We start from the raw sequence: 20,229 nt of genomic DNA, 5'->3' as shown, positions 1-20,229 counted from the left end.
ACACCGCGACCGAAACAGGAACAGGAACCGAGCCAGAGACCGGAAGGAACCCGACTCCATGCGCAGTCCCGTCCTCCTCGTCGTCGCCCACGGCAGCCGCGACCCGCGGCACGCCGCGACCGTGCACGCGCTCGTGCGGCGGGTGCGGGCGGCACGTCCCGGGCTGCGCGTGGAGACGGGTTTCCTGGACTTCAACCTCCCCTCGGTGCAGGGAGTGCTGGAGTCCCTCGCCGCGGAGGGCGTCGAGGACGTGGTGGCGCTGCCGCTGCTGCTGACCCGGGCGTTCCACGCCAAGGCGGACATCCCGGCGGTGCTGCGGGACGCGCCGCCCCGGCTGCGGATCCGCCAGGCGGAGGTGCTCGGCCCGTCGCCGCTGCTGCTGGCCGGGCTCGAACGGCGGCTGCACGAGGCGGGTCTGAGCCCCGCCGACAAGTCCTCGACCGGGGTCGTCCTGGCCTCGGCGGGGTCCACGGACCCGGAGGCGATCGCGGTGATCGCAGCAATCGCGCGGGAGTGGCGGCACACCGGTTGGTGCGCCGTGCGACCCGCGTTCGCCTCCGCGTCGCTGCCCCGCACGGAGGACGCCGTGCGGGAGCTGCGGGCGCTCGGCTGCCGTCGGGTGGCCGTGGCGCCGTACGTCATCGCGCCCGGTCGGCTGCCGGACCGGATCGCCGCCGGTGCCCATGAGGCGGGCGCCGATGTCCTCGCCGAGGTGCTCGGCCCCTCCCCCGAGCTGGCCGAACTGCTGCTGCGCCGCTACACCGCCGCGCTCGGCGCGGGGCAGCTCACGGCGGCCTGACCGCCCTCGACCCCCGCACGACGACCCCATGGCCGGGTGTGCTCAGGCGTTCCCGGCCCCCGTCCGGTGTCCAACCCTTGCCTCACCTATCGAAACTCGATAGATTCCCATCGCAAGTCGATGGGAGGACGGGTCATGGGAAAGCTGACCGTGCGTGCGCTGCGCGCTGTGCTCGTGGTGATGTTCACCGGCACCTTGTTCGTGCAGGCGTCGATGCTGTGGGTGCTGGTGACCGGCGCCGACCCCGAGGACGGGACGCTCCCGCTGACCGCGCTGCGCGTGATCACGCTCCTGGGCATGGTGTCGGTCCAGGTCGCCCTGTTCTGCGTGTGGCGACTGGTGACGATGGTGCGCCGCGGGACCGTGTTCTCCCATGCCGCCTTCCGTTACGTGGACGGCGTGATCGGCGCGATCGTGTCGGCCGCCCTCGTGTGGTTCGCGGTCACGGCGGTCAACGCGCCGGGACAGCGGGAGGACCCGGGCGTCACCGTGATCATGGGTGGGATCGGCGTGGGCATCCTGGGCGTCGCGCTCATCGTGCTCGTCCTGCGGATGCTGCTCGCCCAGGCCGTCGCCCGCGACGGTGAGGCGACGCGGATGCGGGCCGAGCTGGACGAGGTGATCTGATGCCGATCGCCGTCGACATCGACGTGATGCTGGCCAGGCGGAAGATGTCCGTGGGCGAACTCGCCGACCGCGTGGGGATCACCCCCGCCAACCTGGCGGTCCTCAAGAACGGCCGCGCCAAGGCGGTGCGCTTCGCCACCCTCGCCGCGCTGTGCGAGGTGCTCGACTGCCAGCCGGGCGATCTGCTGCGGTGGGAGGCCGGGGACACGGCGGAAGAATGACGCGCCCCCGGCCGACCGACCGGCGCTCGCTCAGGCCGTCGGGTCCACCGGGGTCACCGGGTCCACCGGGTGGAAGTTGATGCGTTCGCTCACGACCGGGAAGCCGGCCTTCGTGAAGTTCGCGGCCATGGGGAAGTTGCCCTGGTCCGTCGCTCCGCTGACGAACTCCGCGCCCTGCTCCACGAGGACGTGGGTGCACTCGGCGAGGAGGTCGTAGGCGTAGCCGCGTCCTCGGTGTTCGGGGACGACCCCGATGAAGCCGATGGTCGGGCCGGAGGGGTTGTGCGCCGGGATGTGGATGCCGGCGAGGTCGCCGTCCGGGGTGTGCGCGACCTGCCACCACTCCCTCGGGGAGGGGCACCAGTGGAAGAAGTCGAGCTCCTCCTGGGCGGCACGGTCGACACCCCCCTCCTCGATGGCCCTCAGCGCGTGGGCGTCCAGGGTGACGGAGTGGATGCGGCGCAACGCGTCGCGGAACACCTCGTCGTCGGCCTCGGCGCTGAACCGCAGACGTCCGGGCCGCTCGGGCAGACCCCGTTCGGGGGTCCAGCGGTACAGGAAGCGTTCCACGAGGAGGGCGTACCCGGCGGCTCGGGCGGCGCCGAAGCGGGCCTCGGCCGCGGCGCGCAGGGCGGGGTCGTCCCGCCAGCCGCCGGGCAGGTTGAACTCCAGCTCGACCCGCCAGGGGGCGGAGCGCAGGAGTTCGGCACCGGCCTCCTCCTCGCCCTCGGTGACGTCGAACCAGTTGATGTTGACGGGCTCCGGGTCGTCGGGCCCGCCCCACCACGCGCCGCGCGCGACGACCTCGCCGTCGCGCAGGGCGACACGCTTCCAGTCGGGGCGGAACCGGGTGCGCCGGTGGCTCTCACGGGCGCCCAGCGGGTCGGGGTGTGCGTCGAAAAGAGAGGCGTCGCTCGCGGTGAGCGCGCGGATGACCGTATCGGTCATGAGGGGTTCCTCCGGGATACGAGCTGCTGGCAGCGCTCCCGGTCAGACCTCGTCGAACACGCCGGGACAGCGGGGAAGGGAGCGCAGGAAAGGTGTGAACCGCACGGCACTCGCCTCCTTCCGTCGGTCTCAGGGCGTGGAGGCCGACAGTACGTCGTCCCCGGTCGGGCCGTCCATCGGTTTTCCGTCGGCTCCGTGGCCTGTGTCGACCGGTGAACCGCCCCTCGGGTCACGGCCGCTCGACGCCAGCGCCCGGTCGAAGGTCGGGGCGTCGGACGGCACGGGCACCGGGGCCGCGAAGCCGTCGTACTTCCGGTAGAGCTCGCCGTGGGTCTCGACGACGTCGAGGACGAAGCGGGCGGCTCCCTCCGAGACGCGGAACGCCTGGCCGGTGGCCGTGGCGACGTCCCAGCCGTGGACGGCCGTCTCCTTGATGATCATGCCGGCGAGGTCGGCGGCCGGCAGCGGGCCCATGCCGAGGTCGATGTCGCCCTCCCACAGCGCCGGGTCGGCCCAGGCCGCGACCGCCCGGTCCAGCTGGGCGGCGTACGCGTCGGCCCAGTCCGGGTCTGCGGCGAAGTCGCGCTGCGTCAACTCCTCGGGGAGCGGGGTGCGCAGGGCGCGGTGTTCCAGGCCGTGCGAGGTGTAGAGGACCCAGTGGTTCACCAGGGCGCGGACATCCCAGTCGGGGCAGTGGGTGGGGAGGGCGAGATGTGCCGCCGTGACACCCCGTGCGACACGGGCCGCCTCGGCGGCGCATTCGACCATGTGCGGGTACGAGTCGTGGTTGTTCATGCGCCCCACGCTAGGGACGGCGCGCGCACGGCTCTTGAACAAACGCGACACCGTCGCCGCCGCGGCCCGTCCCGGCCGACCCTCGACCTCGCGTCGGCCCGCGCCGCCTACTCCCCCGCGTCCGCCCACGCCGCCCGCTCCGCCTCGTCCGCCCGCCGTACCAGTTCCGCGACCGGCATCGAACCGGCGGGCCGGCGCTCGCGGGCGAAGGTGTTCGCGAGGCGTTGCAGCAGCTCGTTCAGCGGGGTCGGTACGCCGTGCAGCCGGCCGAGCAGGACGATCTCGCCGTTGAGGTGGTCGGCCTCGATGGTGCCGGTGCCACGGGTGAGGGACTGCCAGGAGGAGCCGCCGCCGCGCGGGGCACCGGCCGGCGGCACCAGGGTGATCTTGTCGCCCCTGGCCCTCCGCTGCTCCCCGGCGCTCGCGTACGCGATCCCCGCCGCGTCGAGCACCCGCTCGCCCTCGGCGCGCACGCGGGCGTACAGCGCCTCGGCCTCCTCGCCGTCGACGGGGCCGCTCAGCGCTTCGAGGGCGTTGCCGAGGTTGCCCAGCAGCTTGGCGTACTGCCAGCGCTGGACGTCCGGTACGACGGGCGCCTCGAACCGGGACTTCTCCAGGTCGGCGGCGATGCGGTGGGCCGTCTCGTCGGTGCCGTGGGGGTGGCGGCCGAGGTGGAGCATGCCGGTGAGCGGGGTGCCGGCCGCCGAGACGACGCCGGGTTCCACGAAGGTGGAGGGCAGCCATACGCAGACGCCGTACACGCGCCGGAAGCGGCGGAGGGCAAGCCGTGCGCTCTCCACACTGTTCTGGGCGCAGACCAGGGGGAGGCGCTCGGCGGCCGTGCCGCCGCCGGCCACCGGGGCGGGGCCCCAGGTCGCGAGGGCCGCCTCGGTGTCCTGGGTCTTCACGGCGAGGAGCAGGACGTCGTCGGGGCGGAGCTCGCCGAGTGCGGCGGGCCCCTCCACGGTGAGGAGGCGATGGGTGCGGTCGCCGTCCGGGGTCCTGAGGCGGAGGCCGTGGTCGCGCAGGGCCGTGTACTGGGCTCCGCGGGCGACGAGGACGACCTCGTGGCCCGCCTCGGCCAGGCGCCCGCCTATGGTTCCGCCGACCGCGCCGGCTCCGAGGACGAGGTAGCGCATGGGTCAGCCTCCGGTCGAGGTCAGCTCGGCCATCTTCACGACGGTGTTCCAGTTGCGGGTGGTGGCGATCAGGCCCTTCACCAGGCGCGGCTTCGCGAGCGCCTCCGCCAGCTTGGAGCGACCGAGGCCGTCGGGGGCGTACAGGTAGAGCGCCCGGTCGCCGAGCCTGAACTCCTCGGGCAGGAAGGCGGATCGGTCCAGCCCGCCGAAGCGGTCCTCCGCCACCTGCTCCGAGAAGTAGGTGACGTGCAGCTGCTTGCCCTCCAGTTCGTCGGCGGGGAAGGGGCAGTGGGCCCGTACCGCCTCCAGGTAGGCGTGGTCGCGCACCAGGACGTCCACGGTGAAGCCGAAGTGCTTCTGGAGGGCGGCGGTGATCTCGGCAGCGAGGGAGTCCTCGTCACCGTGGTCGCTGGCGAAGACCGCGTTGCCGCTCTGGAGGTAGGTGGCCACCGCGTCGTACCCGAGGCCCGTCAGCAGCGTACGGAGGTCGCCCATCGGGACCTTCCTGCTGCCGCCCACGTTGATTCCGCGCAGCAGCGCGGCGTACGTCGTCATGGGCCCACGATAGGCACGTCCACACCTCTTCCGGGGGGTGCCGCTCTGGCTCCGATCCGGTTCCGGGTGGCCGCTCCGGCCGCCGGGCACCCGGTGGAGTCGATCACGTCCGCCACGCCGGCGACGGCGAGAATGATGAGGGCGGTGCCGTCCACCGATCGGACGGGCTTGACTCTTCGGCCCGTATCCATTCCACCGCCCCGCGCCATCTCCGCAAGCCTTCTTGGCCGCCGCCCGAAGACCGCCCGCGCCGCGCGGGAGGGTACGGCCCGGGACGCAGGACCACCTGTCTTTCATCGGTGGCGCCCACTTTTTTGGTTATCTCCCGCTCCGCATCACGTCTCCTCCCCGTAGGCACCGTCCCCCCACGAGAGCCCGAGGAACGACACAGTGACACCTCAGATCAGCCGACGCAGCATGCTCAAGGCCGCGGGAGCGGCGACCGGCGCGGTCGGTATCGGTATCGGCACGGGCGTGGCCGCCTCCCCCGCGACGGCGGCGAGCACGCCCTTCGCTCATCCGGGGATGCTCCACACCCGGGCCGATCTCGAGCGCATGGCCGCCAAGGTGAAGACGCGCGCCGCCCGCCAGACGGCGGGTCTCGCCAAGCTCACCGCCAACCGCTACTCGCAGACCACATACCGGCCCAACCCGCAGGCGTTCGTGGCCCGGGGAGGCGGCGACGTCCAGAACTTCGGGGCCCTCTACCGCGACGTCCACGCCGCCTACCAGAACGCGCTGCGCTGGAAGATCACCGGCGACACCGCACACGCCGACACCGCGCGGGACATCTGCAACGCCTGGTCGGGGACGCTGAAGGGCATCGGCGGAGGCTCCGAAGTCACGCTCCTGGCGGGTATCTACGGGTACCAGTTCGCCAACGCCGGCGAGCTCATGCGCGGCTACCCCGGCTTCGACCTGGCCCGTTTCCAGGACATGCTGGTCAAGCACTTCTATCCGGTGAACCGCCACATGATGTACCGCAAGACCAATTGCATCGGCCACTACTGGGCGAACTGGGACCTGTGCACCATGGCCTCGATCATGGCCATCGGGATCCTCTGCGACGACCGGGCCAAGTTCGACGAGACGGTGGACTACTTCTACAACGGCGAAGGCAACGGCGCGCTGGCCAAGGCGATCCCCTACGTCTACAACGACGTGGGCCTGGCCCAGTGGCAGGAGAGCGGGCGCGACCAGGGCCACACCCTGATGGGCATCGGCCTGATGGGCACCATCTGCGAGATGGCCTGGAACCAGGGCGTCGACCTCTACGGCGCGGACGACTCCAGGTTCCGCAAGGCCTGCGAGTACGTCGCCCGGTACAACCTCGGCTACGAGGTGCCCTACACCACCTACACCTGGACAAACGGCGTGCATTGCGTGAATACGGAGGAGACCGTCATCTCCGAAGGCGGCCGTGGCGGTGGTCGCCCGGTCTGGGAGCGGGTCTACAACCACTACGTCAACAGGCGCGGCATGGCCATGCCGAACACCCGCGAGATGGTGGCCCGCAGCGGGGCCGAGGGCGGCGGCGGCGACTACGGCCCGAACAGCGGCGGATTCGACGAACTCGGCTTCGGCACACTGGCGTACACCCGCGACAAGGCCACCGCAGCCGAGGCGGCGGCCTCACCGTCCCCGTCGAAGCCGACGGCCGCCAAGTCCGGTGCCTCCGGGTCGTCCGGTTCGTCCAAGTCCTCGGCCGGGCAGTCCTCCGGGGACGTCAGCGCCCAGGGCGGTAAGGGCGGCGAGGATCTGGCTGCCACCGGCGCCTCGGACCTCGCTCTGTGGACGGCCGCGACCGGCGTCACCGCGGTCGCGGGCGGCCTCCTGCTGCTCCGCCGCCGCGGTCAGGCCCGCCGCGACGCGGAGTGACACCTGAGGTGACACAAAGACTCCGGTGACTGATCGCAGTCAGACATGGCGCGGTTGCGCCGGTCCGGATGATGGGTGCCTGGGCCTCGCGGTCCTCGGCTGCTTCTGGTCCACCTCGAAGTTCCGTGCTCGCCGTGCTCCGTCACGGCCAGCGCCTGGCCGACATGGCCGGCGGCAACACGTGTCCGCCTCCACCGTGCGCCGCTGGGTCTTGGACGTTTTCGCCCTGCTCGCTGCCGGTCCCGGGGCCGGTCGTCCGCCCGGTCGGGGCGGGTGCGTCCCTGAGACGGGGCCCCGAGAGCCCGGGATAGGTGTAGGGGGCCGCTGTCCTCCCTGGTGGGGAGGCGACGGGGTCCGAGGGGTGGAGGTGCCGGATCGTGGGTTCACCGGACAGCACGACGAGATGGCTTTATCCGGCCCATACCTTCGAGACGGAAGGTGGCGGCAGGGGGTCGCCACCGCTCACAAGGGGGCTTGCCCGTCATGGGGAACGGAGACATACGGGTGCGGGGAATCGCCGCCCGGGCCGGTGGCTGGAGCGCGCGGCACCGATGGGCGGCCGTGGGGATCTGGGTGCTGTTCGTCGTCCTGGCGATGGGAATCGGTTCGGCGGCGGGCCGGGTCGACGTACGGGACAGCGACCAGCTCAAGGGCGAGACCAGTACGGCCGCCCACATCATCGAGGAGGCGGGGATCGAGGAACCGGCGAGCGAGTCGGTCCTGATCCAAGGGAAGGACAAGGGGCTCAAGGCCACGGACGCGGAGTTCCGGGCCGCCGTGGACGCGGTGATCAAGGCCGTCGACGGCACCGGTGAGGCCAGCGGCGTCACCTCTCCGTACGACACCCGGACGATCTCGAAGGACGAGCGCAGCGCGCTCGTCCAGTTCGATGTGAAGGGCGACTCGGAGACCGCCGGTGAGCGCATCGAGCCGGTGCTGAAGGCCGTCGAGGGGGTGCAGCAGGAGCACGGGCAGGTGCGGATCGAGGAGATCGGCGGCGCCAGCATGATGAAGACGTTCGACGACGCGTTCGGGGACGACTTCCAGAAGGCCGAGTACTCCGCCGTGCCCGTCGCTCTCGGCATCCTGCTGATCGCCTTCGGCGCGGTCGTGGCGGCCCTGCTGCCGGTCGCGCTGGCGGTCACCGCGATCATGGCGACGATGGGTCTGATGGCCATCGTCAGCCATGCGATGCCGATGAGCGACACCGCCAACTCGGTGATGCTGCTGGTGGGTCTGGCCGTCGGTGTCGACTACTGCCTGTTCTATCTGCGGCGCGAGCGCGAGGAGCGCGAGGCCGGCCGGGACGCGCAGACCGCCCTCAGGATCGCCGCCGCCACCAGCGGTCGCGCGATCATCGTCTCCGGTGTCACGGTGTGCGTGGCGATGGCGGGCATGCTGTTCACCGGTCTCGCCGAGTTCGAGGCGATGGGTCTGGCCTCGCTGATGGTCGTGGCGGTCGCCATGGTCGGGTCGGTGACCGTCCTGCCCGCGCTGCTGTCGCTGCTGGGCGAGCGCGTCGAGAAGGGCAAGATCCCCTTCCTGCACCCGCAGAGCAAGCTCCGCCGCAACCGGGGCGGCGCAAACCGCGAGAGCCGGTTCTGGACGGCCGTGCTGAAGGGCGTGCTCGCCCGGCCGGTCGTCTCGGTCGCCGTCGCGGGCGGCGCGCTGCTCGCCATCGCGGCTCCCGCGCTCGGTATGAAGACCGAGCAGCTCACCCTGGACAAGGAGTTCGGCGACTCGCTGCCCATCGTGCAGACGTACAACCGGCTCAACGAGGCGTTCCCGGGCGGCTCCGAGCCGGCCGAGGTGGTCGTCAAGGCGAAGGACATCAACTCCGCCGAGGTGAAGGCGGCGCTGGCCGACTTCCGTGAGCGGGCGATCAGCTCCGGTGCCTCACGCGGCCCGGTCGAGATCAAGGTGCACGACGCGCAGAACCTCGCGTTCGTCTATGTCCCGCTGGTGGGCGGCTCCGATCTCGACAGGGCGGGCGAGAGCCTGGACAAGCTGCGGAACGAGGTGCGTCCGGCGACGCTCGGGAAGGTGGACGGCGTCGAGGCGCCGATCACCGGGCAGGTCGCCGGTTCGAAGGACTTCAACGACGAGTTGGGGGGAGCGGTCGTTCCGGTCTTCGCGTTCGTGGTGGTCTTCGCCTTCGGTCTGATGCTGCTGTCGTTCCGCTCGCTGACCGTCGCGGTGACGTCGATCGTGCTGAACCTGCTGTCGGTGGGCGCCGCGTACGGCATCCTCGTCGCGGTCTTCCAGCACGGCTGGGGTGCCTCGCTGGTGGGCGCGGAGGGTGTGGGCGCCATCATCACCTGGCTGCCGCTGTTCCTCTTCGTGATCCTGTTCGGTCTGTCGATGGACTACCACGTGTTCGTGGTCTCGCGGATCCGTGAGGCGCGGTTGCGGGGCCGTACGACGAAGGACGCGATCCAGCACGGTGTGGTGACCACGGCGGGGGTCGTCACCAGTGCCGCCGTCATCATGGTCGCCGTCTTCGCGATCTTCGGGACGCTGTCCATGCAGTCCATGAAGCAGATGGGTGTGGGTCTCGCGGCGGCCGTGCTCATCGACGCGACCATCATCCGGGGTGTCCTCCTCCCTGCGGTGATGGCCCTGCTCGGCGAGCGCAACTGGTACCTGCCGAAGTGGCTGCACCGTCTGCCCGACCTCACCCACGACGAGGCGCCGGAGGCGGGACCGGTCCCGGAGTCACGGAGGGACGACGCGGTACGAGTCTGACGGGCCGTCCGCGTGGACGGGGGCCGGGGTGCGTCGCGCACCCCGGCCCCCGTGCCGTTCCGTTCCGTTCCGTTCCGTACGACGGTCAGGCCGCCCTGGTGATCGTCTCGGAGACCGTCTCGCGGTCGAAGGAGTCGATCGTGCGGGTGAAGTCCCTGGTCGACAGCAGCAGTTTGTAGATGATGGCCAGTTCGAAGACGAGGAGCAGCACACCCGAGACGATGGTCGCCGGCAGCACCGAGTCGACCAGCGGGCCGATCATGAAGACACCCATCTGGAACTCGATGCCGCTGATCAGATGGGGACGGACGCGGTGGCGCAGCAGGAAGGAACGGACGCGCAGATAGGCCGGGAAGCGGCGGCGGAACTCCTGGTGGAGGTCGACGACCTGGGCCTGCGGGGCGGCCTGGACGGCCTCGGCGGTCACCGTGCGCAGGTCCTGCTCGATGTCGGCCTCGGGGTTCTCGCGGAGCAGGTCCTCCATGAAGGCGAGCTCGCGCTCGTTCTCCGCGCGGCGGGCCTCACGGAGCCGCGTCTTGATCTGCTTGCGCATGGTGTGGCGGACCTTGAAGGTCTCCAGGGAGTTGATGTAGCGCAGCGCGTCGCAGCCGATGACGGCGGCGGCGAGCCAGATGTAGAGGGTGTCGCCGGTGCGGTGGTACTGCCCGGCCATCAGGGCGACCGCGCACGCCGCCACCCGGATGCGGTCGAAGACGAAGTCGAGCCAGGCTCCGAACACGGAGCCCTGGCCGGTGAGCCGGGCGACCTTGCCGTCCATGCAGTCGAGGATGAAGCTCAGGTGGTAGAGGACGGCGCCGGCGATCAGCCAGCGCCAGTCGCCCAGCGCGAAGAAGGCCGCGGACACCAGACCGAGCAGGAAGGCGCCCCAGGTCAGCTGGTTGGGCGTGATCTTCGTGTACTTCGCGGTGAGCCGCACCAGGGGTGTGGCGACCGGGTCGACGAGGAGCACGGTCCACCAGGCGTCACGCTTCTTCTGCGTGACGCGGCGCACCTCTGCGAGGTCGGGTATGTCTCGGCGCATGGGTCAACTTCCTGGCGTTCGAAGTGAGTTCAAACTCAGCTTGGGAGCTGTTCACCCGAGGTACAAGAAGTGCCGAGTGCAACCTTTCGGACGGGGTAACGGTCGTACTCGGCAACAGGATCAGTGCGCTCACCTCACAGGACGGGCGTTACCCGAGCGTTATGAAGCAATCGGATCGTTACCTGAATTGCGCCGAGACGTCACGGTAGAGAAGCAACCGTCCTGCTTTTTCCTGCATCGTCTCACTATGGCCGGGCCCTGAGCGCGGCCTCGATGAGGTCGGCGGCCCGCCGGGTGCCACCCTCCCGCGCCATCTCCTCCCGCACCTCCTTGAGCCGACTCGCCACGTCGGGATCGTCGACGAGGGCGAGCACCGCCTCGCGCAGGGTCGCGGCCGTCGCCTCCTCCATGGGGAGATGGCGGGCCACACCGAGGGACTGGAGCATGTCGGCGTTGCCGAACTGGTCGACGGCCTGCGGTACGGCGACCATGGGCGTGGCGGTGGCCAGTCCCTCCTGGCTGCCGCCCGCGCCCGCGTGGGTGATGAAGGCGTCGGCCTGCTCCAGGACCGCCAGTTGCGGCACCCAGTCCCGGACCTCGACGTTGGCTGGGATCTCGCCCAGTTCGGCCGGGTCGACATGGCGTCCGACCTGGAGCACCAGGTGCCAGCCCGGCAGGTCGCCGAAGGCCCGGACGCACTCGCGGTAGAAGTCGGGCTGCTTGGTGAAGGCCGACCCGAGCGACACGAGGAGCACCTTGTCGGCACCGGCGGGCCGCTGCCAGTGGCCCTGTTGGGAGCGATCGCCCTGGCAGGTGCCGACAAAGGTGTAGCGACTGTCGTCGACCCGGTCCGCGTGCGGCTGGAGCGCCTTCGGGATGAGGACGAGGGAGTGGGCGGGGCGGCCGACGAAGTCGTCCGGGTGAGCGGTGATCCCGTTCTCCTCCAGCCAGGCACGGAAGCGGGCGTAGTACGCCTGGCCGCGTTCGGTCTTCTTCGGCTCGGCCCACATCGGTTCGGCGACCTCCTCCTCGTAGCCGTCCCAGGCGACCAGGTTCGGGGAGAGCGAGATCGCCTCGACGCCCCAGCGGTGGGCGAGGACGGGCGCCGGGTAGGCGGTGATGTCGTGCAGCACGAGGTCGGGTTCGTCGCCCTCGTACGCCGCGGCGAGCTGAGGCAGGGCCTGGATCGCGTCGTCGAGGAAGGGCTCCACGTTGTCGAGGAGTTCGCTCCCCCAGGCCGAGGGGTCGTCGTCGGGGCCGGGCAGCGTCGAGTGCCACAGCCTGGGTTCGGCGCCGGTCGCGGCCACCTTCTCGGCGAACGCCGGCGGGATCGCGTAGGTGACGCGGTGGCCGCGTGCGACCAGCTCCCGGATCACGTCGAGGCTCGGGTTCACGTGGCCGTGGGCGGCGATGGAGAACATGGCGATGTGTGAGGTCATGCGAGGACCCTAAGCGAGACGAGACGTCTCGTGCAACCTTGTTCTCGCGCTCAGCGCTGGTAGCGGGCCAGGACCAGGTTTCCGTCCTCCTCCAGGCGGGAGCGCAGTTCGTCGAGGTCGATGGCGCCGCTGTAGTACTCCTGGAAGGCGGGCGTGGCCACCTTGTCCTTCCACTCCGGGTAACCGCGCACCGACTGGGCCGGGGCGGAGCGCAGGTGCGCGGCGAGGGCCGTGCCGGTCGCCCAGCCGTGCTCGGTGGTGCGCAGGGCCGGGTCCTTCAGGGCCTCGGTGCCGGTCGGCAGCATCCAGTCGCCGAGGGCGAGGCGGACCATGTTCGGCGGCCGGAGGAGGAAGTCGACGAAGGCGGCGGCCTCCTTCTTGTGGGGGCTGTCCTCGGCGAGGGAGAGGGTCTGCGGACTGACCCCCTGGGTGAGACCGGCGGCCCCGGCAGGCGCGGGCAGCACCTGCCAGTCGAACCCCTCGGGCGCCTGCTGGACGATCTGCTGGCGGTAGGAGAAGCCGAGCGGGACCATCGCGTACGTGCCGCCGAAGAAGCCGGGCAGGGTGTCGGAACCGCCCATGCCGAGCGTGGTGCCCGACGCGCTCCGGTCGGTGTTCACCCCGTCGTGCACGGTCCTCGGCACCACCGCGTCGGCCGCCTCGAAGCGGACCTCGACCTTGCCGTCCGCGCCCCGGTGGAACAACTGTCCGCCCGCCGACAGCGACAGGTTGAGCGTGGCCGACACCGGCTCCTTCAGCGGCCAGGCGACGCCGTACTTCCCCTCGCCGCTCAGCTCCTCGGCGACCGCCCGGAACTCCGCCCAGCTCCACGGGTCCTCGGGGGTCGGCACGCGTACGCCGGACTCACGGAGCCAGGTCGCGTTGGCGATCAGGACCCTCGGCTCCTGGAGGAACGGCACCCCGTAGATCCCGTCCCCGAAGGTCGTCGTCTCCCAGCTGTGCCGCGGGATGTCCGCCCGGAGCCGCTGGGGCAGCAGCCCCCGCAGATCGGCCAGGTAGCCGCCGTGGGCGAAGTCCGCGAGGTCGTCGGAGGCGTCGTGGATGATGTCCGGGGCCTCACCGCCCTCGAAGGAGGTGAGCAGCTGGTCGTGGACGCTGTCCCAACTGCCCTGCACGTACTCGACCCGGACGTCGGGATGCGTGGCGTTCCACTCCCGGACCAGCTCCTTGTTGACGGCGACGGACTCCTCCTGCCAGGCCAGAGACTGGAAGCGGAGGGTGATCCGGCCGTCGTCGGAGCCATCGGAGCCGTCCGCCGTGCAGCCGGCGGCGAGCAGGCACAGCAGCAGCACCGCCGTGAGCCATCGGGGACCGCGCATCAGCTCTTCACCGCCCCGGCGAGCATGCCGCCCGTGATCCGCCTCTGGATGAGCGCGAACACGATCAGCGAGGGCAGCGTCGCGAGGAACGCGGCGGCGGCCAGCGGGCCGAGGTCGGCGACGCCCTCGGCGCCGATGAAATGGGTGAGGACGACCGGCAGGGTCTGCTTCTCCGGGGTCTTGAGCAGCACCAGCGCGAAGAAGAACTCGTTCCACGCGGTGATGAACGCGAACAGCGCCGTCGCCACGATGCCCGGCGCCAGCAGCGGCGCCGTCACCGACACCAGCGTCCGCAGCCTCCCGGCCCCGTCGACCGCCGCCGCCTCCTCCAGTTCGACGGGCACGGCCCTGACGTAGCCGACGAGCATCCACAGCGCGAACGGCAGCGCCCACACCACGTACACCATGATCAGACCGGGCACGGAGTTGATCAGCCGGAGGTTCTTCAGCACCAGGAACAGCGGGATGATCACCAGCACGAACGGGAACGCCTGGCTGACCACCACCCAGCCGGTCGCCATCCGCGACAGCGTGCCGCGGTGCCGGGCCATGACGTACGCCATCGGGGTCGCGATCACCACGGCGACGACGGCCGCGCCGAGCGCCGCGACCAGCGAGTTGAGCGCGGCCTGGAGCAGCGGCTGTTCGTCGAAGGCCTGCCGGAAGTTGCCGAGGGTCGGGTTCTCGGGGATCCAGGTCGGGTGGAGACTGCTCAGCTCCCGGGCCGGTTTGAAGGCGGTGGAGACCAGCCACAGGAAGGGGAACGCGAGGAAGACGAGATACGCGACGAGCGCCGTGTACTGGCCCGCGCGGGCCGCCCTGCCGGTCCTCATCCCTCCCCACCCCGCCTCAGCCGGCCCACCAGGTGGAACGCGAGGACGACCGAGATCAGCGCGACCATCGCACAGCCCATCGCCGCCGCGTACCCGAACTGTCCGTAGCGGAAGGCCTCCTCGTAGGCGAAGAGCATCGGCAGCCGGGTCCGGCCGCCCGGTCCGCCGCTGGTGAGGACGTACACCAGGGCGAAGGAGTTGAAGTTCCAGATGAGATTGAGGGCGGTGATCGCGAGGGCGACGGGTCTGAGGGCGGGCCAGGTGACCGTGCGGAAGCGGCGCCAGGCGCCCGCGCCGTCCATCGCGGCGGCCTCGTGGAGTTCACGGGGTGTGTTCTGCAGCCCGGCGAGGAGGGTGACCGTGGTCTGGGGCATGCCCGCCCAGACGCCGACCACGATCACGGCGGGCAGGGCGGTGGCCAGTCCGCTCAGCCAGTCACGGCCGCCGCCGAGACCCAGGTCGCGGAGGGTCTCGTTGAGGATGCCCGCGTCCGGGTGGTAGACCAGCCGCCACATCACGCCGACGACCACCTCGGGCATCGCCCACGGGACGATCGCGAGGGCCCGCGCGAGCCAGCGCAGGCGCAACCGCTCGTTGAGCAGCAGGGCGAGGCCCAGGGCGAGCAGGAACTGCGGCACGGTCACCCCGACCGCCCACACCAGCCCGATCCGGAACGACCCCCAGAACAGCGTGTCGTGCAGCAGGTCCTGGAAGTTCAGGGTGCCGATCCACTCGGTGGGTTCGGTGCGGCCCGACTGGGCGTCGGTGAACGCCAGCGAGATCCCGTACAGCAGCGGTCCCACGCTCAGGACCAGGATCGGGATCAGGGCCGGCAGCACCAGGAACCAGGCGCCGTGGTCCAGGGGACGCCGCTCCCGGTCCGCCGCCGACGTGCGCCGCCTCGCCGGTCGTGGACGCTTCGGCGTCGCGGTCGCCACGGTCATGTCCGACATGGTGCTGAGGGCATGACAGGCCGTCAAGGCACCGAGCACACGCTCCGACCTGTGCGAATGCGAGACTGACCCGGCAATGGCGTGAACCCGACCTCCCGCGGGAGCGTCGGCCGTACGGGTGGGTCCCGGACACGGAGGCGACGGATGGACGAGGCACGGGCACGGGACGTACTGGTGGCGTCGGGCGTGCTGCCCGGTGCGGCCGGGGACGCGCGGCTGCTCGCGCTGGGCGAGAACGCGGTGTTCGCCGCCGGTGACCTGGTGGTCAAGGTGGGCCGCGACGCCGAGCTCCTCGACCGGGCCCGGCGTGAGCTGCGGATCGCGGCCTGGCTCACCGGGGCGGGTGTCCCGGCGGTGCGGGCGGCCGAGGCCGAGGCGCTGCTCGTGGAGGGGCACCCGGTGACGGTGTGGCACCGGCTGCCCGACCCCGTACGGCCCGCGGGCGCCCGCGATTTGGCCGAACTGCTGCGGTTGGTCCACGCACTGCCCTCCCCCGAGGTCGACCTCCCGCGCCGGGAACTGCTGGGCGGGGTCGAGCGCTGGCTGCGGCTCGCGGGTGACGCCGTCGACCCGGCCGACGCGGCGTATCTGCGGGAGCGCCGCGACGGCTTCGCGGCGGCCGCGGCCGCCCTCGTCCCCCATCTGCCGCCGGGGCCCATCCACGGCGACGCGCTGCCCCGCAACGTCCATGTCGGGCCCGACGGCCCGCTCCTGGTCGACCTGGAGACCTTCTCCGGCGATCTGCGCGAGCACGACCTCGTCGTCATGGCGCTGTCCCACGACCGCTACGGGCTGCCGGCCGAGGAGTACGACGCCTTCACCGCCGCCTACGGCTGGGACGTGCGCGCGTGGGAGGGCTGCTCCGTGCTGCGCGGTGCCCGGGAGACGGCCAGCTGCGCCTGGGTGGCCCAGCACGCGCCGAGCAACCCCAGGGCGCTGGCGGAGTTCGAACGCCGGGTCGCCTCGCTGCGGGACGGGGACGAGACCGTGCGCTGGTATCCCTTCTGACCGAGGGACTCAGGTCAGGGTGAGGGCCACTTCGTCGATCTCGGCCGCTCTCGCCAGGGCGAAGCCACGGTCGTGGCCGGTGACGGCGAAGCCGCACTTCTCCAGGACTCGGATCGAGCCGGTGTTGTCGGCGGCCGCGTGCGCGTACAGCGGGCGGTCCGGGACGAGGTCCACCAAAGCGGTCAGGGCGGCGGTGGCTATGCCCCGGCCCCAGTGGGCGCGGTCGATCCAGTAGGTGACCTCGCGCTCGTCGGGCGGGCCGAAGACCGCGATCTGTCCGACCACCTCGCCGTCTGCCAGGATCGTGCGCTGCACGATGCCGGCGTCGGCGCGGATCCGCGCCCAGTGGGCGTCGAACTCGGCCCGGTCGTAGTGGTACTTGCCGGTGAAGGCGGCGGCGTGCTGGGCGTCCGGGTCGGACTGGTGCGCCCAGAAGTGGGGCACGTCGCTGTCATGTGTCTCACGCAGAGAGATCATCCGACTGCTCGCTTTCCGGGTCGGTCCGTGGTCGATCGGTCGTCGGTCCGTGCTCAGCCCCGTGCGTCGGTCCGTACCGTGCCCGTGCGTCGGTCCGTACCGTGCCCGTGGGTCGATCCGTGGTGCGTCCGTGATCGGTCCGTCGGACGGAGGGTCCTAGCGGACCGCTTCGTCCGCCGGCTCGCGCAGGGGCCAGGTCGCGTCCACCACCGCGTCCGCGTTGCCCTTGCGGCGGAGGAAGTCCTGGAAGTCGGCCGCCCATTCGGCGTACCACTCGATCTGACGGCGATGCAGCTCGGCGAGGCCGAGGGCGGCCACCTTGGGGTGGCGGCCGGCTATCGCCCGGGCGAGCCGGGCGGCGGCCAGGGCGTCCGCGGAGGCGTCGTGCGCGGCGTCGAGGGGGACGCCGTACTCGGCGCAGACCGCTTCGAGGTTGCGCTTGCCCCGGCGGTAGCGGTCCACGGAGCGGTCGATGGTGTACGGGTCGATGACGGGGGCGGGGTCCCGGCCGCCCAGGCGGTCCCGCAGGGACGGCAGGCCGTGGCGGCGCAACTCCGCGGAGAGCAGGGTGAGGTCGAAGGCCGCGTTGTATGCCACGACCGGGACGCCGGTCTTCCAGTAGGAGACGAGGACGTCGGCGATGGCGTGGGCGACCTGGTCGGCTGGTCTGCCCTCGGCCGTCGCGCGGGCGTTGGTGATGCCGTGCACCGCCACCGCCTCCTCCGGGATCTCCATGCCCGGGTCGGCGAGCCACTCCCGGTGGCCGGCCGGCTCCCCGTCCTTGACCTCGATCACCGCCCCGGTGACGATGCGCGCCTCGCGCGGGTCCGTCCCGGTCGTCTCCAGGTCGAAGCCGATCAGCAGCTGCCGGTGCCAACCCATGCTGGCCCCCCTTCTTGGTGGTGCTTTCCCCCAGTGGTCACCACCATCGCATGCGCCACTGACAATCCGAGGACCGCGTTCCGCTTACCGCCGCCCGGCAGGCGCTCCGGGAGCCGACGCGCGGGCCGACACGACGGCCGCCGCGGGGGCCGGTACCGGGCCGGTTCGGGGGCGCGGAGCGGGTCATGACACCGGGCGCGAGTCGGCCCAGGCCACTTCGAACTCCTCGCGATACGTATCGAAAAGCCCGACTTCGCCGTTCTGGTCCGCCTTGAGCACCCGGTTGCCGCCGCGCAGCACCAGCACCGGCGCCTCCATGCCGCGGGTGCGGCGCAGATAGGTCTGGACGACGGCGACGCCGTCCGAGCCGTCGCCGTCCACGAGGTAGGCGGTGAATCGGGGTGTCTCGTCGAAGACCTGGATCTCGAAGGCGCCGGGGTCGCGGAGCCGGGAGCGGACCCGGCGCATGTGCAGGATGTTCATCTCGACGGCCCGGCTGAGTTCGCCCCGTTTTATACCGAGTTCCCGCTCCCGGCGTTTGACCGCGCTGGAGGCCGGGTTGAGGAACAGCAGCCGGACCCGGCATCCGGACTCGGCGAGCCGGACCAGCCGCCGCCCGGAGAAGTTCTGCACCAGCAGATTGAGCCCTATGCCGATGGCGTCGAGGCGGCGGGCGCCGCCGAAGAGGTCCTCGGCGGGGAACTGCCGCAGCAGCCGCACCCGGTCGGGGTGGACGGCGACGACGTCCGCGTACCGGTCGCCGATCAGGTCCTCCACCGCGTCGACGGGCAGCCGGCGCGCCGAGGGGACGTCGCTGCCCGCGCCGAGTATCTCCAGCAGCTTCGCCGAGGCCCGCTCGGCCTGGCCGAGGACGGCCTCGGACAGGGCCCGGTTGCGGGAGACGACGTTGCGGGTGACCTCCAACTCGTCGAGGGCCAGTTCCACGTCGCGCCGCTCGTCGATGTACGGCTCGAAGCAGGGCCAGTGCTGCACCATCAACTCGCGCAGCTGGGGCAGCGTGAGGAAGCTGAGGACGTTGTCGTCGGCCGGGTCGAGCAGATAGCCCTTGCGGCGGCTGACCTCGCGCACCGCGACGGCGCGCTGCACCCACTCCTGTCCGGCGGGGCCCGCGGCGGCCACCACCCAGTCGTCGCCGTGCACCGGTTCGTAGATGGGGCGCAGCACGGCGGCCACGACGGCACGCAGCCGCTGTTCGACGAGGTTCAGCCAGATGTAGGCGCGGCCGGCCCGCTGGGCGCGGGTACGCACCTCCAGCCAGGCCTCGGCGTTCCAGTCCAGTTCCGGGCCGATGGATCCCGTCTCCATCGGCCGTGCCAGGGACACCGCGCCGGGCGGGACATCTGTGGAGTTCCCCTCGTGACCCGTGTCGCCCGTGTCACCAGGAGGCAGCTCCAGCCCTCCCGAGCCCACCCACGCACCGCCTTCCGCTCCCCCGAGCTCACCCCTACTCAACGATCAAGGAAGGGTACTCCGGGAGCGGGGGGCGGTGCAGCCGGATGGACAGGTCGTTTCTCAACCACCGCACGGCGTACGACGGTTCCGTTTCCCGGACGGGCCGGGAGCGAGCCGCTGGAGATTCTCGCCCCGAGGAGGGGTGACGCACTGCGCCGCGGCAAGAAAGACATATGCCGTCGATGGTTCCCCACTTTGGGGGAGACTCCCTTCGACAGTCGCCCCGGCGGCGCGCGACAACGGGAAGAGTCGTATCCATGCAGGTCTGGCCTGGACAGGCGTATCCGCTCGGTGCCACATACGACGGCGCCGGCACCAACTTCGCGGTCTTCTCGGAGGCCGCGGACCGAGTCGAGCTGTGTCTGCTGCACGACGACGGCTCCGAGACGGCGGTGGAACTGCGCGAGACGGACGCGTTCGTGCGGCACGCGTATCTGCCGGGCGTGATGCCCGGTCAGCGGTACGGGTTCCGTGTGCACGGCCCGTACGCACCCGAGCGGGGGCTGCGCTGCAACTCCGCGAAACTGCTCCTCGACCCGTACGCGCGCGCGATCAGCGGCTCCATCGGCTGGGGGGAGGAGGTGTACGGCTACCACTTCGGGGCGCCCGAGCGGCGCAACGACCTGGACTCCGCCCCGCACATGATGACGTCGGTCGTGGTGAACCCCTACTTCGACTGGGGAGACGACCGGCGGCCGCGCACCGAGTACCACCACACGGTGATCTACGAGGCGCACGTCAAGGGCCTGACCATGCGGCACCCGGGGCTCCCCGAGGAGCTGCGCGGTACGTACGCGGCGCTCGCCCACCCTGCGGTCATCGAGCACCTGACCGAGCTGGGTGTGACGGCGTTGGAGATGATGCCCGTCCACCAGTTCGTGAACGACCACCGGCTGGTCGACATGGGCCTCAACAACTACTGGGGCTACAACACGATCGGCTTCTTCGCCCCGCACAACGCGTACGCCTCCTGGGGCGACCGGGGGCAGCAGGTGCTGGAGTTCAAGTCGGCGGTGCGGGCGCTGCACGAGGCGGGGATCGAGGTGATCCTCGACGTGGTCTACAACCACACGGC

At 71.2% G+C, this 20,229-nt stretch carries 18 protein-coding genes and 1 pseudogene; 7 read left to right on the top strand and 12 right to left on the bottom strand.

What is annotated here, in order from left to right; all coding sequences use genetic code 11:
• The first annotated feature begins 58 nt into the window (after nucleotides 1-58).
• The 3 genes from AOK15_RS31095 to AOK15_RS31085 all read left to right on the top strand — a co-directional run bounded on the left by AOK15_RS31095 (nucleotide 59) and on the right by AOK15_RS31085 (nucleotide 1,647).
• Nucleotides 59-799 (top strand): sirohydrochlorin chelatase, encoded by a 741-nt coding sequence (locus tag AOK15_RS31095; protein WP_055521672.1) that lies wholly within the window; start codon nucleotides 59-61, stop codon nucleotides 797-799.
• 135 nt (nucleotides 800-934) lie between these two features.
• On the top strand, nucleotides 935-1,426 hold the full coding sequence (locus AOK15_RS31090; RefSeq protein ID WP_055521671.1) for a DUF2975 domain-containing protein: 492 nt from the start codon (nucleotides 935-937) through the stop codon (nucleotides 1,424-1,426).
• A complete protein-coding gene (locus AOK15_RS31085) occupies nucleotides 1,426-1,647 on the top strand; it encodes a helix-turn-helix domain-containing protein (RefSeq protein WP_055521670.1) in 222 nt (73 codons plus the stop codon). The genes AOK15_RS31090 and AOK15_RS31085 overlap by 1 nt, the downstream gene beginning before the upstream one ends.
• Nucleotides 1,648-1,677: 30 nt before the next feature.
• Here AOK15_RS31085 and AOK15_RS31080 read toward each other — a convergent pair whose 3' ends face one another.
• From AOK15_RS31080 to AOK15_RS31065, 4 genes are all read right to left on the bottom strand, one after another.
• Nucleotides 1,678-2,595, bottom strand: coding sequence for a GNAT family N-acetyltransferase (locus AOK15_RS31080; protein WP_055521669.1), 918 nt, complete (start codon nucleotides 2,593-2,595; stop codon nucleotides 1,678-1,680).
• Nucleotides 2,596-2,724: 129 nt separating this feature from the next.
• Nucleotides 2,725-3,390 (bottom strand): TIGR03086 family metal-binding protein, encoded by a 666-nt coding sequence (locus AOK15_RS31075; protein WP_055521668.1) that lies wholly within the window; start codon nucleotides 3,388-3,390, stop codon nucleotides 2,725-2,727.
• 107 nt (nucleotides 3,391-3,497) lie between these two features.
• Nucleotides 3,498-4,529 (bottom strand): ketopantoate reductase family protein, encoded by a 1,032-nt coding sequence (locus tag AOK15_RS31070; RefSeq protein WP_055521667.1) that lies wholly within the window; start codon nucleotides 4,527-4,529, stop codon nucleotides 3,498-3,500.
• Nucleotides 4,530-4,532: 3 nt separating this feature from the next.
• The gene (locus tag AOK15_RS31065) at nucleotides 4,533-5,084 is read right to left on the bottom strand and encodes a DUF1697 domain-containing protein (protein ID WP_055521666.1); all 552 of its coding nucleotides are present in this window, start codon (nucleotides 5,082-5,084) and stop codon (nucleotides 4,533-4,535) included.
• 390 nt (nucleotides 5,085-5,474) lie between these two features.
• Between AOK15_RS31065 and AOK15_RS31060 the strand changes: the two genes are divergently transcribed.
• The gene (locus tag AOK15_RS31060; protein WP_338059935.1) at nucleotides 5,475-6,962 is read left to right on the top strand and encodes an alginate lyase family protein; all 1,488 of its coding nucleotides are present in this window, start codon (nucleotides 5,475-5,477) and stop codon (nucleotides 6,960-6,962) included.
• A gap of 483 nt (nucleotides 6,963-7,445) precedes the next feature.
• On the top strand, nucleotides 7,446-9,707 hold the full coding sequence (locus AOK15_RS31055; RefSeq protein WP_055521683.1) for an MMPL family transporter: 2,262 nt from the start codon (nucleotides 7,446-7,448) through the stop codon (nucleotides 9,705-9,707).
• An 85-nt stretch (nucleotides 9,708-9,792) separates the two neighbouring features.
• On the opposite strand, the gene AOK15_RS31050 is transcribed toward AOK15_RS31055, so the two are convergent.
• From AOK15_RS31050 to AOK15_RS31030, 5 genes are all read right to left on the bottom strand, one after another.
• Nucleotides 9,793-10,749, bottom strand: a complete 957-nt coding sequence (locus tag AOK15_RS31050) for a CDP-alcohol phosphatidyltransferase family protein (protein WP_055521664.1) — start codon at nucleotides 10,747-10,749, stop codon at nucleotides 9,793-9,795.
• A 245-nt stretch (nucleotides 10,750-10,994) separates the two neighbouring features.
• Nucleotides 10,995-12,188 (bottom strand): glycosyltransferase, encoded by a 1,194-nt coding sequence (locus AOK15_RS31045; protein ID WP_055521663.1) that lies wholly within the window; start codon nucleotides 12,186-12,188, stop codon nucleotides 10,995-10,997.
• 50 nt (nucleotides 12,189-12,238) lie between these two features.
• On the bottom strand, nucleotides 12,239-13,528 hold the full coding sequence (locus AOK15_RS31040; protein ID WP_055521662.1) for an ABC transporter substrate-binding protein: 1,290 nt from the start codon (nucleotides 13,526-13,528) through the stop codon (nucleotides 12,239-12,241).
• Nucleotides 13,528-14,361 carry a carbohydrate ABC transporter permease gene (locus tag AOK15_RS31035; protein ID WP_055521661.1) on the bottom strand — a complete coding sequence of 278 codons (834 nt, stop codon included), beginning with the start codon at nucleotides 14,359-14,361 and terminating at the stop codon, nucleotides 13,528-13,530. Before AOK15_RS31035 ends, AOK15_RS31040 begins: the two co-directional genes overlap by 1 nt.
• Nucleotides 14,358-15,305: a carbohydrate ABC transporter permease gene (locus tag AOK15_RS31030; protein ID WP_055521682.1), complete on the bottom strand. Its 948-nt coding sequence runs from the start codon at nucleotides 15,303-15,305 to the stop codon at nucleotides 14,358-14,360. The genes AOK15_RS31035 and AOK15_RS31030 overlap by 4 nt, the downstream gene beginning before the upstream one ends.
• 153 nt (nucleotides 15,306-15,458) lie before the next feature.
• Here AOK15_RS31030 and AOK15_RS31025 point away from each other — a divergent pair, with 153 nt between their 5' ends.
• Nucleotides 15,459-16,322 carry a phosphotransferase enzyme family protein gene (locus AOK15_RS31025; protein WP_055521660.1) on the top strand — a complete coding sequence of 288 codons (864 nt, stop codon included), beginning with the start codon at nucleotides 15,459-15,461 and terminating at the stop codon, nucleotides 16,320-16,322.
• A gap of 9 nt (nucleotides 16,323-16,331) precedes the next feature.
• Here AOK15_RS31025 and AOK15_RS31020 read toward each other — a convergent pair whose 3' ends face one another.
• The 3 genes from AOK15_RS31020 to AOK15_RS31010 form a co-directional block, all read right to left on the bottom strand.
• Complete coding sequence (locus AOK15_RS31020) at nucleotides 16,332-16,799, bottom strand: GNAT family N-acetyltransferase (protein ID WP_055521659.1); 468 nt, start codon at nucleotides 16,797-16,799, stop codon at nucleotides 16,332-16,334.
• 156 nt (nucleotides 16,800-16,955) lie between these two features.
• Nucleotides 16,956-17,681 carry a 3'-5' exonuclease gene (locus AOK15_RS31015; RefSeq protein ID WP_055521658.1) on the bottom strand — a complete coding sequence of 242 codons (726 nt, stop codon included), beginning with the start codon at nucleotides 17,679-17,681 and terminating at the stop codon, nucleotides 16,956-16,958.
• Between the two features lie 183 nt (nucleotides 17,682-17,864).
• The gene (locus AOK15_RS31010) at nucleotides 17,865-19,112 is read right to left on the bottom strand and encodes an SAV2148 family HEPN domain-containing protein (protein WP_055521657.1); all 1,248 of its coding nucleotides are present in this window, start codon (nucleotides 19,110-19,112) and stop codon (nucleotides 17,865-17,867) included.
• Nucleotides 19,113-19,411: 299 nt separating this feature from the next.
• Here AOK15_RS31010 and AOK15_RS31005 point away from each other — a divergent pair.
• Nucleotides 19,412-20,229 (top strand): annotated as a pseudogene (locus AOK15_RS31005) (glycogen debranching enzyme); the annotation flags it as partial.

The sequence above is a fragment of the Streptomyces ossamyceticus genome (genome assembly GCF_001418475.1).
Classification (GTDB): Bacteria; Actinomycetota; Actinomycetes; order Streptomycetales; family Streptomycetaceae; genus Streptomyces; species Streptomyces ossamyceticus.
The sequence above is the reverse complement of the archived record's forward strand: the minus strand, read 5'-3'. Positions and strand labels throughout refer to the sequence as shown.